The sequence below is a fragment of the Actinomycetota bacterium genome (genome assembly GCA_016700055.1).
GTDB lineage: Bacteria > Actinomycetota > Acidimicrobiia > Acidimicrobiales > Ilumatobacteraceae > Kalu-18.
This window is the reverse complement of sequence record CP064997.1, coordinates 1,315,756-1,328,306: the sequence shown is the minus strand read 5'-3', so window position 1 is coordinate 1,328,306 and position 12,551 is coordinate 1,315,756. Positions and strand designations below refer to the sequence as shown.

The window sequence follows — 12,551 nt, the reverse complement described above, 5'->3', positions numbered from 1 at the left end:
GCAATCGCGACGAAGAGAGAAAGCCACGATCATGAGCAAGGCGAAGTTCGAGCGTACGAAGCCGCATGTGAATATTGGGACGATGGGTCATATTGACCATGGTAAGACGACGTTGACGGCGGCGATTTCTAAGACGTTGTCGGAGCGTGGGTTGGCGGAGTATACACCGTTTGATTCGATTGATAAGGCTCCGGAGGAGAAGGCGCGGGGTATTACGATCTCGATTGCTCATATCGAGTATGAGACGGAGAATCGGCATTATGCGCATGTGGATATGCCGGGTCATGCGGATTACATCAAGAACATGATCACTGGTGCGGCGCAGGTTGATGGGGCGATCTTGGTGGTCGCGGCGACGGATGGTCCGATGCCGCAGACGCGTGAGCATGTGTTGTTGGCGCGTCAGGTGGGGGTGCCGTACATCGTGGTGGCGTTGAACAAGGCTGACATGGTCGACGACGAGGAGTTGTTGGAGCTTGTCGAGCTTGAGGTGCGGGAGTTGTTGAACGAGTACGAGTTCCCTGGTGATGATGCTCCTGTGGTGCGGGTGTCGGCGTTGAAGGCGTTGGAGGGTGACGCGGCGTGGCAGGAGAAGGTGTTGGAGTTGATGGAGGCGTGTGACAATTTTGTGCCTCTGCCGCAGCGTGATCTGGATAAGCCGTTCTTGATGCCGATCGAGGATGTGTTCACGATCACGGGTCGGGGGACGGTGGTGACGGGCAAGGTTGAGCAGGGTGTGGTGCATACCGGTGACGAGGTGGAGATCGTCGGGTTGCGTGATACGCAGAAGACGACGTGTACTGGTGTGGAGATGTTCCGGAAGTTGTTGGATGAGGGTCAGGCGGGGGACAACATCGGTGCGTTGTTGCGGGGCACGAAGAAGGAAGATGTTGAGCGTGGGCAGGTGTTGTGTAAGCCGGGGAGTATCACGCCGCACACGAATTTTGAGGGTCAGGTGTATGTGTTGACGAAGGAGGAAGGTGGCCGTCATAAGCCGTTCTTCAACAACTACCGGCCGCAGTTCTTCTTCCGTACGACCGATGTGACGGGCACGATCGAGTTGCCGTCGGGTACGGAGATGGTGATGCCGGGCGACAACGTCGCGATGACCGTCGAGTTGGGCAAGCCGATCGCGATGGACGAGGGCCTACGGTTCGCGATCCGCGAAGGTGGGCGCACCGTCGGCGCCGGCCGCGTCGTCAAGATCCTGAAGTGAGCCGGTGACACCATGACCCAGAGCATCCGCATCCGCCTGAAGGCGTTCGACCACGAGGTGATCGACCAATCGACGCGCAAGATCGTCGAGACGGTCACCCGCACCAACGCCACGGTTCGCGGGCCGATCCCGCTGCCCACCGACAAGCACCGCTACACCGTCATCCGCGGTCCGCACATCGACAAGGACTCACGGGAGCACTTCGAGATGCGCGTCCACAAGCGGCTGATCGACATCGTCGATCCCAACGCGAAGACGATCGACAGCCTCCAGCGCATCGACCTGCCTGCCGGTGTCGAGGTGGAGATCAAGATCCAGAACGCCTGACCCCGGGCGCGGGCGAAGAGACCTGAGGTGTGAGAGGCGGCCGGTCACGGCCGCCTCTCACCGTTTTCACACTCGGCGCGCCGTCCGGTAGGCGCGGACGTCCGGTAGACCATTCGCAATGGCTGAGTACTTCCCCCCTCCTGCGGTGAGTCCCCCTCCTCCGCCGCCTCGCCCGGCGATGCCCGAGCGGCGTCGGTCCCGAGGAGCGCTGGTGCTCGGCATCGCGCTGCTCACCGCGATCGCACTCGTCGCCGGCGTGCTCGGGGCGGTGCTCGGCGTGCGTCTCGCCGACGACTCCGACTCGGCCACGGTCGTCGGGCTCGGCCCGTCCGAGGAGCCCGTCGAGGTGCACGTCGAGGACTCCGTCCCCCCCGGCCCGATCGACGTGAGGTCGGTCGTCGACACCATCAAGCCGAGCGTCGTGACGGTGCTCGCCGACGTCGAAGAGGCGGGACAGATGGGCTCGTCGATCGGTACCGGCATCGTCATCACGAGCGACGGTGAGATCCTCACCAACACGCACGTGGTCGACGGCGCGACCGAGGTGCGCGTGCTCTTCCCCGGCGAGACCGACCCGATCGACGCCGAGATCCTGGCCACAGATCCGGGCAACGACCTCGCGCTGTTGCGCGTCGACGGCCAGGACCTCACCGCGGCGACGTTCGCCGATCCGGAGAGCATCCGCGTCGGCGACGAGGTGGTGGCCGTCGGGTTCGCGCTGAACCTCGCCGGCGACCCGTCGGTCACGAGGGGGATCGTTTCGGCGGTGAACCGCACGCTGCTCTCCGACGACGGCGCACTCGACGGCCTGATCCAGACCGACGCCCCGATCTCGTCGGGCAACTCCGGCGGCCCGCTCGTCAACGCGAACGGCGAGGTGATCGGGATCAACACCGCGGTCATCCAAGGTTCGTTCGACGTCGCCGCGCAGAACGTGAGCTTCGCCATCTCGGTAGGCGAGGCACTGCCCGTCATCGAGGCCCTGCGGGCCGAAGCCGACGGTACAGCGCGCGAAGAGGGCTATCTCGGCGTCGGACTCGGCGACCGCACCGACGGCGGTCGTGGGGCCGTCGTCAGCGAGGTGGCTCCTGGCTCGCCCGCCGCCGACGCCGGGATCGAGGTGGGCGACATCGTCGTCGTCGTCGACGACGCCGCGGTCGACGGCCAGGCCGCGCTGATCGCCGCCATCCGCGACCGTGCTCCGGGAGACGATGTCGAGATCGTCGTCCAGCGGGGCGATGAGCGCCTCACCCTCTCGGCGGTGCTCGCCTCCCGCCCCGAAGGCTGACGCTCGTCGCTAGCGTGGGCGCCGATGGCGTCGCGGTCGCGGATCCTCGAGCGCCTGGACGGAGGCTCCTTCGACGTCCTCGTCGTCGGCGGCGGGATCAACGGTGCCGTCGCCGCCGCGGTGCTCGCCGCGCGGGGCGCGAGTGTCGCCCTCGTCGAGCGTGGTGACTTCGCCGGTTTCACCAGCCAGGCGTCTTCCAACCTGGTGTGGGGCGGGTTCAAGTACCTCGAGAACTACGAGATCAGGCTCGTCCGCAAGCTCTGCGTGTCTCGCAACCGGCTGCTCCACGCGTACCCGACCAACATCACCGAGGTCGACTTCGTCGCCGCCCTGGACCGCAGCGCGCCCCACCCGCCGTGGCTGGCCGCCCTCGGGGCGACGGCGTACTGGGCGATCGGCAGCTTCCAGACCCGTTCGCCGCGGTACTTGACTCGCCGCCGGATCGAGCAGATCGAACCCGTGATCGACACCGGCAACGTGCGCGGCGGGATCCGCTACGCGGACGCCTACTTGAACGACAACGACAGCCGGTTCGTGTTCGGGTTCGTGCGCCGCGCGCTCGACCTCGGCGCAGCAGCTGCGAACTACGTCGAGCTCGTGGCCGCCGAGCGCTCCGGCGGGCTCTGGCACGCGACGGTTCGTGACGTCGAGGGGCCAGATGCCGGAGACGAGCTCACGCTCACGGCGCGCTGCTTGGTGAACGCCGCCGGGCCGTTCGTCGACCAGCTCGGCCGGCAATGGGGCATCCGCACCGCCCACCGGATCGTCTATTCGAAGGGGATCCACCTGGTCGTCCCCCAGCTGACGCCGTCGCGACGCGTGCTCGCGTTCTACGACGACACCGGGCGGCTGTTCTACGTGATCCCGATGGGGAATCGGTCGGTGATCGGCACCACCGACACGCGGGTCGACGATCCCCACACGGTGGTCACCGACGACGACCGCGCGTTCCTGCTGGGCCAGATCAACGCCCGGCTCGACCTCGACCGTCCGCTCACCTCTGGCGACGTCATCGCCGAGCGGACGGGGGTGCGTCCGCTGGTGGTGGCCTCCGACGGCGACTCCCACGACGACGTCGAGTGGACGTCGCTCTCGCGCAAGCACGAGATCGAGCTCGACGCGGAGTCCTCCGTGGTGACGATCTTCGGCGGCAAGCTCACCGACTGCTTGAACGTCGGCGAGGAGGTGGCCGAGGCGGTAGGCGACCACCTCGGCGTCCGCCTCGAGCCCGACCGCGGCGACTGGTACGGCGAACCGGGCGACGACAGCCGGCACGAGTTCTATCGCCAGGCGCGCATGCTGCGCCTCGACTCGCTGCGTGACAAGCCCGGCGTGGAGCCGCTCACCAAGCGTCTCTGGCGCCGGTACGGGTGGAGGGCGCTGCCGATGCTGGAGGCGATCCGCGACGATCCGTCGATGGGTCTCGACGTGATGGAGTCCGCCGACTACCTGCGTGTCGAGCTCCACCACGCCGCCGACCACGAGATGGTCACCAGGCTCGACGACTTCATGCAGCGCCGCTCGAAGATCGACCTCGTCGTGCGCGACGACGAGATCCGCGCGGGAACCGGGCTCGGCGACGTCGCGCGCATCCTGTTCGGCGACCGCGCCGACGCCAAGCTCGCCGAGTACCTGGCCGGAGCGCCGAACTGAGCCGACCGAGTGGGGGTTTGGCAACCGTGCGCCCACCCGGTAGAGTCTCCTTCTTGTGCGTTCCGGGCCCTGCGCCTCGGCCGCCACCGGTTTTCCCACCCGAATCGACGTCCGTGTGCGCCTGGCTGCAGGGACCGCACGGCAAACAAGAGAATCGATGCTCCGCAGGCCGCCTGGCCGGCGGAGCATCTGCGTGAACGGCCGGCCCGGCCGATCGCAGCACCGTAAAGGCCAACACAACTTGCCCAGGGCCCCGCCCTGGTGTGTCCGGATGAAGAGGCTGCCGCCATGGCACAAAAAGCGATCGTCGGCGAAAAGGTCGGCATGACCCAGGTGTGGGGGGAGGACAACCGCGTCCTGCCCGTCACGGTCCTGCGCGTCGCGCCTGCCCGCATCGTGCAGGTGAAGACCAGCGAGCGTGACGGTTACACCGCAGTCCAGGTGACGTACGGCGACAAGAACCCGAAGAAGCTGAACAAGCCCGAGGCGGGTCACTTCGCGGCCGCGGGTGTTGCGCCAGGGCGCCGCCTGCTCGAGCTGCGCATCGATTCCGTCGACGGGTTCCAGGTGGGCCAGGAGATCGGGGTCGATCAGCTCGCGAAGGGCGAGTTGGTGGACGTCACTGCGATCAGCCGGGGCAAGGGCTTTGCCGGGACGATGAAGCGTCACAACTTCTCCGGCCAGGGCGCTAGCCACGGCAACCACAAGAAGCACCGGGCGCCCGGATCGATCGGCCAGTGCGCGTTCCCCGGCCGGGTGTTCAAGGGCGTGCGCATGGCGGGTCACATGGGCAACGAGCAGGTGACCACGCTCAACCTCGAGGTGGTCGAGGCCGACGCCGAGCGTGGCCTGCTGCTCGTGAAGGGCTCCGTGCCGGGGCCGAACGGCGGCGTCGTGATCGTTCGCAACGCGGTGAAGAGGAGCTGAGCCGATGGCCACAGTGACCGTCAAGACCCCAGCGGGCGCCGATGCCGGCAGCGTCGAGCTCGACGCCGACATGTTCGGCATCCAGCCCAACGTGCCGGTGATGCACCAGGTGGTGACCGCCCAGCTCGCCCACCGGCGCGCGGGCACCCAGAGCACCAAGACCCGCGCCGAGGTCTCCGGCGGCGGGCGCAAGCCGTACAAGCAGAAGGGCACCGGCAACGCCCGGCAGGGCTCCACCCGCGCCCCGCACTTCTCCGGCGGTGGAGTGGCGCTCGGTCCCAAGCCGCGCAGCTACAGCCAGAAGACCCCGAAGAAGATGATCCGCCTCGCGTTGCGCTCGGCGCTGAGCGACCGCGCGAACGAGGGCAAGGTGCTCGTCGTCGACGGCTGGGGCTTCGACTCCCCGTCCACGAAGGGCGCACGCGAGGCCCTCGGCGCACTCGGTGTCGGCGCCAACGCGCTCGTCGTGGTCGACCGCGACGACCTCAACGCGATCTTGAGCTTCCGCAACCTGCCCGAGGTGCAGATCATCGAGCGCGGCGAGCTGAACGCCTACGACGTGCTGTGCAACGAATGGATCGTGTTCACCCGGGAGACGCTGCCGGGCGCCAGCACGAAGGACGGCGAGTGAGATGAAGGACCCCCGCGACATCATCATCGAGCCGGTCGTGTCGGAGAAGAGCTACGCCTTGATCGAACAGGGCGTCTACACCTTCACCGTCGACCGCCGTGCAACCAAGCCCGAGATCCACGACGCCGTCGAGGCGATCTGGGGCGTCACCGTGACGAAGGTCAACACGCTGAACCGCAAGGGCAAGCGCCAGCGCACCCGCGGCTCCAACCGCGTCGGCCAGCGGGCCAGCACCAAGCGCGCCCTCGTCACCTTGGCCCCCGGCGGCGAGATCCCGCTGTTCGAGAACTGAGGTCGTCGCCATGCCCATTCGCAAGCGCAAGCCCACCTCCGCCGGCCGCCGGTTCCAGACGTCCACGGACTTCTCCGAACTGACGAAGACCAGGCCGGAGAAGTCGCTCGTCACGTCGAAGCCGGAGACCGGCGGGCGTAACAGCCATGGCCGCACGACGTCGCGCCACCGCGGCGGCGGCCACAAGCAGCAGTACCGCATCGTCGACTTCAAGCGGGTGAAAGACGGTGTCTCCGCGAAGGTCGCCGCGATCGAGTACGACCCCAACCGCACCTGCCGGATCGCGCTGTTGCACTACGTCGACGGCGAGAAGGCCTACATCCTCGCCCCGAAGGGCCTGAGCGTGGGCGATCACGTGGAGAGCGGCCACCACGCCGACATCAAGCCCGGCAACGCGCTGCCGTTGCGCTTCATCCCCGTCGGCACCGTGGTGCACAACGTCGAGCTGCGCCCCGGCCAGGGCGGCAAGATGGGCCGCTCGGCCGGCATGGGTGTGCAGCTCGTCGCGAAGGAAGGCGACTACGCCACCTTGCGCCTGCCGTCCACCGAGATGCGCCGTGTGCAGATCGACTGCCGGGCAACGGTGGGCGAGGTCGGCAACGCCGAGCACGAGCTGGTGAAGATCGGCAAGGCCGGGCGCAACCGCTGGAAGGGCGTGCGCCCGCAGACCCGCGGTGTGGCGATGAACCCCGTCGACCACCCGCTCGGCGGCGGCGAGGGCAAGACGTCGGGCGGTCGTGTCGCCGTTTCGCCGTGGGGCAAGCCCGAGGGCCGTACCCGCAACAAGAAGAAGCCGTCCCAGCAGCTCATCGTCCGTCGCCGCCGCAGCGGCAAGGGCCGCCGGTAGAGGACCCGAGGAGAAGACTCATGTCACGCAGCCTGAAGAAGGGTCCGTTCGTAGACGACCATCTGCTGAAGAAGGTCGACGCGTTGAACGGCGCCGGCGAGCGCAAGGTCGTGAAGACCTGGAGCCGGCGCTCCACGATCATCCCCGACATGGTCGGCCACACGATTGCCGTGCACGACGGCCGCAAGCACGTGCCCGTGTACGTGACCGAGTCGATGGTCGGCCACAAGCTCGGTGAGTTCGCTCCGACCCGGACGTTCAAGTACCACGCCGGGCAGGAAAAGAGCACGAAGGGTCGCCGCTGATGACCGGTCCGAAGCTGAACGAGGCGTCGTTCGTCGCCGGTGAGCGCACCGGCACCCGCGCGAGCGCGAAGTACGTCCACGCGTCGGCGTCGAAGGCCCGTGTGGTGCTCGACCTGATCCGTAACCTCGACGTGCGCAGCGCCGACGAGGTGCTCCAGTTCACCGAGCGCGACATCGCCCGCACCATCCGCAAGGTGCTCGCCTCCGCGGTGGCCAACGCGCAGCACAACGACGAGCAGGATCCCGACGAGCTGTTCGTGAAGGCGTGCTTCGCCGACGAAGGCCCGACGCTGCGTCGCTTCCGTCCCCGCGCCCGCGGCCGGGCCAGTCGCATTCGCAAGCGCACGTGCCACATCACCGTCATCGTCGGCCGCATGGACGACCGCCAGATCGAGATCGTGCAGGCCCGCCGTGAACGCCAGGGCGGTACCGGCGGACGCGGCCGCGTGCCGTCGGCCTCGGCTGCTGCTCGCCGGGCGCGAGTCGAGGCCAGCCGCCAGCGCGCCGCGGCCCGCAAGTCCGGGTCCGAGGCCGAGGCGCCCGCCACGGCTGCGCCCGAAGACACCGAGGTGGACACGATCGAAGCCGAAGAGGTGGAGATGGTCGAAGCCGTCGAAGAAGCCGAGACTGCGCCGACCGAGGTCGCCGAGGTCGCCGAAGTTGCCGAGGCGGCCGAGCCCGACACGGCCGACGACGCTGCTGCGCCGGCAGGCGACGACACCGAGGAAGAGGACTGAGCATGGGCCAGAAGATCAACCCTTACGGCTTCCGCCTCGGCATCACCACCGACTGGAAGAGCCGCTGGTTCAGCGAGCGCCAGTACAAGGAGTACCTCACCGAGGACTGGAAGATCCGCGACTACATCATGGAGGTGCTGCCCGACGCGGCGATCAGCCGCATCGAGGTCGAGCGCAAGCGTGGCGAGACCCTGAAGGTCGACGTGCACACCGCCCGCCCAGGGATCGTCATCGGCCGTCGAGGCGCGAAGGCCGACGAGCTGCGGGCCGGGCTCACCAAGATCACCGGCAACGCGAAGGTGCAGTTGAACATCGTCGAGATCAAGAGCCCCGAGCTCGACGCGGCGCTCATCGCCCAAGGCGTGGCCGATCAGCTGGCCAACCGCATCGCGTTCCGCCGGGCGATGAAGCGTGCGGTGCAGAACGCGCAGAAGGCCGGCGCCCTCGGCATCCGGGTGCAGTGTTCCGGGCGTCTCGGCGGCGCCGAGATGAGTCGCACGGAGTGGTACCGCGAAGGCCGGGTACCGCTGCACACGCTGCGCGCCGACATCGACTACGGCTTCCGCGAAGCCCGCACGACGAGCGGACGCGTCGGCGTGAAGGTGTGGATCTACAAGGGCGACATCCTGCCCTACAAGCCCCAGACCGACGACAAGATCGCCCGTGAGGCGGCGATGGCCGTCGGCGAGACCTCCGGCCAGGGCCAGGGCCCGCGCAAGGTCGTGTCGTCTGCTGGCAGGCGCCGCCCCGGCGAGGAGGGCGAGCCGGAGACCGCGCCGCTCGTGAAAGAGGCCGATCCCGAGCTCGAGAAGCTGCTCGACGAGGAAGAAGAGATCGCTCGCCGTACGCACGAGGCCCACGAGACCCCGCACTTCCGGAACGAGGACTGATCGCGATGTTGATGCCCCGCAAAGTCGCCCATCGCAAGCACCATCGCGGCCGTACCCAGGGCATGTCCAAGGGTGGCAACGAGCTCGTGTTCGGCCAGTTCGGCATCCAGGCGCTCGAGCCCGGATGGCTCACCGCGCGCCAGATCGAGGCAGCCCGTATCGCCATGACCCGCCACATCAAGCGTGGCGGCAAGGTGTGGATCAACGTGTTCCCCGACAAGCCGGTGACGAAGAAGCCGGCCGAGACGCGCATGGGCTCTGGCAAGGGCAACCCCGAGTTCTGGGTGGCCGTGGTCAAGCCGGGCCGGGTGCTGTTCGAGATCTCGTTCCCGAACGCCGAGCAGGCGAAGGAGGCCTTGGAGAAGGCCGTCCAGAAGCTGCCGATCAAGGCACGCGTGATCAGCCGCGAGGAGACGTACTGAGCCATGGCCGTGAAGACGACATCAGAGTTGCGTGAGCTCGACCTGCCGGCGCTGGTCGAAGAGCTCCGCTCGACCAAGCAGGAGTCGCTGAACCTGCGCTTCCGCAACGCGACGGGCCAGCTCGACACCACGAGCGAACTGCGTCGAGTGCGCCGCCAGATCGCGCGCATCAACACGCTGATCCGCGAGCGCGAGATCGCCGCGGCCGAGGCCGGGAACTGAGGCAAGCACCCATGTCCGAGACCACCAACGAAACCGAGACCGACACCACGCGCAAGGTGCGCAAGGTGCGCGAGGGCCTCGTCGTGTCCGACTCGATGGACCAGACGGTCGTCGTCTCCGTCGTCGAGCGGGTACGCCACCCGAAGTACAACAAGTTCGTCCTGCGCACCAAGAAGCTGTACGCGCACGACCAGGCCAACGACGCGAACGTCGGCGACAAGGTGCGGGTGATGGAGACCCGTCCGATGTCGAAGACCAAGCGCTGGCGGGTCGTCGAGATCCTGGAGCGTGCGAAGTGATCCAGCAGGAATCGCGCCTTCGCGTCGCCGACAACAGCGGCGCGAAAGAGGTGCTCGTGATCAAGGTGCTCGGCGGCACGCGCCGTCGCTACGCCTCGATCGGCGACATCTTCATCGCCACCGTGAAAGACGCCATCCCCGGCGCCGGTGTGAAGAAGGGCGACGTCGTGAAGTGCGTCGTCGTTCGCACCAAGAAGGAAAAGCGCCGTCCCGACGGCAGCTACATCAGGTTCGACGAGAACGCCGCCGTCATCATCAAGGACGACCTGACCCCGCGCGGCACGCGCATCTTCGGCCCGGTCGGGCGCGAGCTGCGCGACAAGCGGTTCATGCGCATCGTTTCCCTCGCCCCGGAGGTGATCTGACGTGAAGATCAAGAAGGGTGACACCGTCGTGGTGCTCGCCGGCAAGGACAAGGGCCGTCAGGGTGAGGTGATGACGGTGCTGCCCAAGCAGGGCAAGGTGATCGTCGACGGCATGAACGTCGCGAAGAAGCACCAGAAGGCCAGGGGCCAGAACCAGCAGGGCGGGATCATCGACCGTGACATGCCGATCGACGTGTCCAACGTGATGCTCGTCCACAAGGGCAAGCCCACCCGCGTCGGTTATCGGGTCAACGAAGACGGGTCGAAGGACCGCATCGCGAAGCGCACTGGTGAGGTGATCTGATGAGCGCAACCGACACGACCACCACCGTCGTTGCTCCGCGCCTGAAGCGCAAGTACGACGACCAGGTGCGCGACAAGCTCCTGGGCGACCTCGGGCTGGCGAACATCATGCAGGTGCCGCGCCTCGACAAGATCGTGGTCAACATGGGCGTCGGCAAGGCGACCCAGCAGCCCTCCCTGCTCGAGGGCGCGGTGAGCGACCTCACGAGGATCACCGGCCAGAAGCCGGTCGTCACCAAGGCAAAGAAGTCGATCGCCGGCTTCAAGCTGCGTGAAGGCCAGTCGATCGGCTGCAAGGTGACCTTGCGCGGCGACCGGATGTGGGAGTTCCTCGACCGGCTGGTGTCGGTGGCGATCCCCCGTATTCGCGACTTCCGCGGCCTGCCGGCCAATTCGTGGGACGGCAGGGGCAACTACACCTTCGGTCTCAACGACCAGACGGTGTTCCCCGAGATCGAGTACGACAAGATCGACAGCCCTCGGGGAATGGACGTCACGATCGTCACCACCGCCGCCGACGACGCGTCGGGCAAGGCGCTGTTGGATGCGTTCGGGTTCCCGTTCAAGACAGGCGCCGAGGTGGCCGCTGCGCCACTCACGACAAGGCGTCGGCAGGCCCGTGGCCCGGTCAAGGGCAAGAAGAAGTGAGCGAGAGGTCCTAGGACATGGCCAAGAAGTCTCTTATCAACAAGGCGGCAGCCAAGCCCAAGTACAAGGTGCGCGGCTACACCCGCTGCCGGCGCTGTGGGCGCTCTCGTTCCGTCTTCCGCAAGTTCGGCCTCTGCCGCGTGTGCCTGCGTGAGCTGGCCCATGCCGGCGAGATCCCCGGTCTGACCAAGTCGAGCTGGTGAGGTACCGATGCTGACTGATCCCATCGCCGACATGCTGACCCGCATCCGCAACGCCAACACGGCGATGCACGATGAGGTGCGCATGCCGTCCTCCAAGCAGAAGGTCGCGCTCGCGAAGATCCTCGAGCAAGAGGGCTACATCAGCGGGTTCTCCGTCGCCGCATCCCCGAAGGGGCCAGGTGACGTGTTGACCATCTCGATGAAGTACTCCCACGATCGCCACCGCACGATCGCCGGCTTGAAGCGGGTCTCGACCCCCGGCCTGCGCGTGTACCGCAACTCGACGACCGTGCCGCGCGTTCTCGGCGGTCTCGGTGTCGCTGTCCTGTCCACGAGCCAAGGGCTGATGACCGACCGCGAGGCGCGCAAGCGCAACGTGGGCGGCGAAGTCCTCTGCTACGTCTGGTGAGCGCGAGGAGCTGATCCATGTCCCGCATCGGCAAGGCTGCGATCCCGGTCCCGTCCGGCGTCGACGTCTCGATCACCGGCTCGACGGTCACCGTGAAGGGCCCGCTCGGCACGCTCTCCCGTGAGCTGCCCGCCATCATCTCGGTCCGCAAGGGCGACGACGGCCAGTTGCTCGTCGAGCGTCCCGACGACGAGCGCGAGGCGCGCAGCATGCACGGCCTCTCGCGCACGCTCGTCAACAACATGGTCGTCGGCGTGACCGACGGCTTCGTGAAAGAGCTCGAGATTGTCGGCGTCGGCTACCGCGCCGAGGCTCAGGGCCCCGACGCGCTGCGTCTCGCTCTCGGCTTCTCGCATCCCGTGAACGTGAAGGCCCCAGAGGGGGTCACGTTCGACGTTCCCAGCCCGACGCGCATCGTGGTGCGCGGCATCGACAAAGAAGCCGTCGGACAGGTGGCCGCGAACATCCGCTCGATCCGCAAGCCAGAGCCCTACAAGGGCAAGGGCGTGCGCTATCTCGGGGAGCGCATCCTCCGCAAGGCCGGCAAGGCCGGGAAGAAGTGACGTC

Annotated in this window: 20 protein-coding genes; all 20 read left to right on the top strand. The window is 67.3% G+C overall.

Going from position 1 to position 12,551, the window contains the following annotated elements:
* Positions 1–31 precede the first annotated feature (31 nt).
* The 20 genes from tuf to rplF all read left to right on the top strand — a co-directional run bounded on the left by tuf (position 32) and on the right by rplF (position 12,547).
* Positions 32–1,216: an elongation factor Tu gene (tuf, locus tag IPM43_06395; protein ID QQS25986.1), complete on the top strand. Its 1,185-nt coding sequence runs from the start codon at positions 32–34 to the stop codon at positions 1,214–1,216.
* A gap of 12 nt (positions 1,217–1,228) precedes the next feature.
* A complete protein-coding gene (gene rpsJ, locus IPM43_06390) occupies positions 1,229–1,543 on the top strand; it encodes a 30S ribosomal protein S10 (protein QQS25985.1) in 315 nt (104 codons plus the stop codon).
* 118 nt (positions 1,544–1,661) lie between these two features.
* On the top strand, positions 1,662–2,831 hold the full coding sequence (locus IPM43_06385; protein ID QQS25984.1) for a trypsin-like peptidase domain-containing protein: 1,170 nt from the start codon (positions 1,662–1,664) through the stop codon (positions 2,829–2,831).
* A 24-nt stretch (positions 2,832–2,855) separates the two neighbouring features.
* Positions 2,856–4,484 (top strand): FAD-dependent oxidoreductase, encoded by a 1,629-nt coding sequence (locus IPM43_06380; GenBank protein ID QQS25983.1) that lies wholly within the window; start codon positions 2,856–2,858, stop codon positions 4,482–4,484.
* 288 nt (positions 4,485–4,772) lie between these two features.
* Positions 4,773–5,411 (top strand): 50S ribosomal protein L3, encoded by a 639-nt coding sequence (gene rplC, locus IPM43_06375; GenBank protein QQS25982.1) that lies wholly within the window; start codon positions 4,773–4,775, stop codon positions 5,409–5,411.
* Positions 5,412–5,415: 4 nt separating this feature from the next.
* Positions 5,416–6,042: a 50S ribosomal protein L4 gene (rplD, locus tag IPM43_06370; protein ID QQS25981.1), complete on the top strand. Its 627-nt coding sequence runs from the start codon at positions 5,416–5,418 to the stop codon at positions 6,040–6,042.
* Position 6,043: 1 nt separating this feature from the next.
* Positions 6,044–6,334 (top strand): 50S ribosomal protein L23, encoded by a 291-nt coding sequence (gene rplW, locus IPM43_06365; protein ID QQS25980.1) that lies wholly within the window; start codon positions 6,044–6,046, stop codon positions 6,332–6,334.
* 10 nt (positions 6,335–6,344) lie between these two features.
* Positions 6,345–7,181 carry a 50S ribosomal protein L2 gene (rplB, locus tag IPM43_06360; GenBank protein QQS25979.1) on the top strand — a complete coding sequence of 279 codons (837 nt, stop codon included), beginning with the start codon at positions 6,345–6,347 and terminating at the stop codon, positions 7,179–7,181.
* A 20-nt stretch (positions 7,182–7,201) separates the two neighbouring features.
* Positions 7,202–7,486, top strand: a complete 285-nt coding sequence (rpsS, locus tag IPM43_06355; protein ID QQS25978.1) for a 30S ribosomal protein S19 — start codon at positions 7,202–7,204, stop codon at positions 7,484–7,486.
* Complete coding sequence (gene rplV / locus IPM43_06350; protein ID QQS25977.1) at positions 7,486–8,223, top strand: 50S ribosomal protein L22; 738 nt, start codon at positions 7,486–7,488, stop codon at positions 8,221–8,223. The genes rpsS and rplV overlap by 1 nt, the downstream gene beginning before the upstream one ends.
* 2 nt (positions 8,224–8,225) lie before the next feature.
* Positions 8,226–9,113 (top strand): 30S ribosomal protein S3, encoded by an 888-nt coding sequence (gene rpsC, locus IPM43_06345; GenBank protein ID QQS25976.1) that lies wholly within the window; start codon positions 8,226–8,228, stop codon positions 9,111–9,113.
* A gap of 5 nt (positions 9,114–9,118) precedes the next feature.
* Positions 9,119–9,535, top strand: a complete 417-nt coding sequence (gene rplP, locus IPM43_06340) for a 50S ribosomal protein L16 (GenBank protein ID QQS25975.1) — start codon at positions 9,119–9,121, stop codon at positions 9,533–9,535.
* Between the two features lie 3 nt (positions 9,536–9,538).
* Entirely contained in the window at positions 9,539–9,757 is a 219-nt protein-coding gene (rpmC, locus tag IPM43_06335; GenBank protein ID QQS25974.1) for a 50S ribosomal protein L29, read from the top strand.
* A gap of 11 nt (positions 9,758–9,768) precedes the next feature.
* The gene (gene rpsQ, locus IPM43_06330; protein QQS25973.1) at positions 9,769–10,056 is read left to right on the top strand and encodes a 30S ribosomal protein S17; all 288 of its coding nucleotides are present in this window, start codon (positions 9,769–9,771) and stop codon (positions 10,054–10,056) included.
* Positions 10,053–10,421, top strand: a complete 369-nt coding sequence (gene rplN, locus IPM43_06325) for a 50S ribosomal protein L14 (GenBank protein QQS25972.1) — start codon at positions 10,053–10,055, stop codon at positions 10,419–10,421. The genes rpsQ and rplN overlap by 4 nt, the downstream gene beginning before the upstream one ends.
* Position 10,422: 1 nt before the next feature.
* Complete coding sequence (gene rplX, locus IPM43_06320; GenBank protein QQS25971.1) at positions 10,423–10,725, top strand: 50S ribosomal protein L24; 303 nt, start codon at positions 10,423–10,425, stop codon at positions 10,723–10,725.
* A complete protein-coding gene (rplE, locus tag IPM43_06315) occupies positions 10,725–11,372 on the top strand; it encodes a 50S ribosomal protein L5 (protein ID QQS25970.1) in 648 nt (215 codons plus the stop codon). The genes rplX and rplE overlap by 1 nt, the downstream gene beginning before the upstream one ends.
* 17 nt (positions 11,373–11,389) lie before the next feature.
* Complete coding sequence (locus IPM43_06310) at positions 11,390–11,575, top strand: type Z 30S ribosomal protein S14 (protein QQS25969.1); 186 nt, start codon at positions 11,390–11,392, stop codon at positions 11,573–11,575.
* Positions 11,576–11,582: 7 nt separating this feature from the next.
* Complete coding sequence (gene rpsH / locus IPM43_06305) at positions 11,583–11,984, top strand: 30S ribosomal protein S8 (protein QQS25968.1); 402 nt, start codon at positions 11,583–11,585, stop codon at positions 11,982–11,984.
* Positions 11,985–12,001: 17 nt separating this feature from the next.
* Positions 12,002–12,547, top strand: a complete 546-nt coding sequence (rplF, locus tag IPM43_06300; protein QQS25967.1) for a 50S ribosomal protein L6 — start codon at positions 12,002–12,004, stop codon at positions 12,545–12,547.
* Positions 12,548–12,551: the final 4 nt, after the last annotated feature.

What these genes read in the sequence shown, in the direction of transcription:
- tuf (QQS25986.1), top strand. Translation starts at nt 32, where the DNA reads ATGAGCAAGGCGAAGTTCGAGCGTACGAAGCCGCATGTGAATATTGGG.
- rpsJ (QQS25985.1), top strand. Translation starts at nt 1,229, where the DNA reads ATGACCCAGAGCATCCGCATCCGCCTGAAGGCGTTCGACCACGAGGTG.
- IPM43_06385 (QQS25984.1), top strand. Translation starts at nt 1,662, where the DNA reads ATGGCTGAGTACTTCCCCCCTCCTGCGGTGAGTCCCCCTCCTCCGCCG.
- IPM43_06380 (QQS25983.1), top strand. Translation starts at nt 2,856, where the DNA reads ATGGCGTCGCGGTCGCGGATCCTCGAGCGCCTGGACGGAGGCTCCTTC.
- rplC (QQS25982.1), top strand. Translation starts at nt 4,773, where the DNA reads ATGGCACAAAAAGCGATCGTCGGCGAAAAGGTCGGCATGACCCAGGTG.
- rplD (QQS25981.1), top strand. Translation starts at nt 5,416, where the DNA reads ATGGCCACAGTGACCGTCAAGACCCCAGCGGGCGCCGATGCCGGCAGC.
- rplW (QQS25980.1), top strand. Translation starts at nt 6,044, where the DNA reads ATGAAGGACCCCCGCGACATCATCATCGAGCCGGTCGTGTCGGAGAAG.
- rplB (QQS25979.1), top strand. Translation starts at nt 6,345, where the DNA reads ATGCCCATTCGCAAGCGCAAGCCCACCTCCGCCGGCCGCCGGTTCCAG.
- rpsS (QQS25978.1), top strand. Translation starts at nt 7,202, where the DNA reads ATGTCACGCAGCCTGAAGAAGGGTCCGTTCGTAGACGACCATCTGCTG.
- rplV (QQS25977.1), top strand. Translation starts at nt 7,486, where the DNA reads ATGACCGGTCCGAAGCTGAACGAGGCGTCGTTCGTCGCCGGTGAGCGC.
- rpsC (QQS25976.1), top strand. Translation starts at nt 8,226, where the DNA reads ATGGGCCAGAAGATCAACCCTTACGGCTTCCGCCTCGGCATCACCACC.
- rplP (QQS25975.1), top strand. Translation starts at nt 9,119, where the DNA reads ATGTTGATGCCCCGCAAAGTCGCCCATCGCAAGCACCATCGCGGCCGT.
- rpmC (QQS25974.1), top strand. Translation starts at nt 9,539, where the DNA reads ATGGCCGTGAAGACGACATCAGAGTTGCGTGAGCTCGACCTGCCGGCG.
- rpsQ (QQS25973.1), top strand. Translation starts at nt 9,769, where the DNA reads ATGTCCGAGACCACCAACGAAACCGAGACCGACACCACGCGCAAGGTG.
- rplE (QQS25970.1), top strand. Translation starts at nt 10,725, where the DNA reads ATGAGCGCAACCGACACGACCACCACCGTCGTTGCTCCGCGCCTGAAG.
- IPM43_06310 (QQS25969.1), top strand. Translation starts at nt 11,390, where the DNA reads ATGGCCAAGAAGTCTCTTATCAACAAGGCGGCAGCCAAGCCCAAGTAC.
- rpsH (QQS25968.1), top strand. Translation starts at nt 11,583, where the DNA reads ATGCTGACTGATCCCATCGCCGACATGCTGACCCGCATCCGCAACGCC.
- rplF (QQS25967.1), top strand. Translation starts at nt 12,002, where the DNA reads ATGTCCCGCATCGGCAAGGCTGCGATCCCGGTCCCGTCCGGCGTCGAC.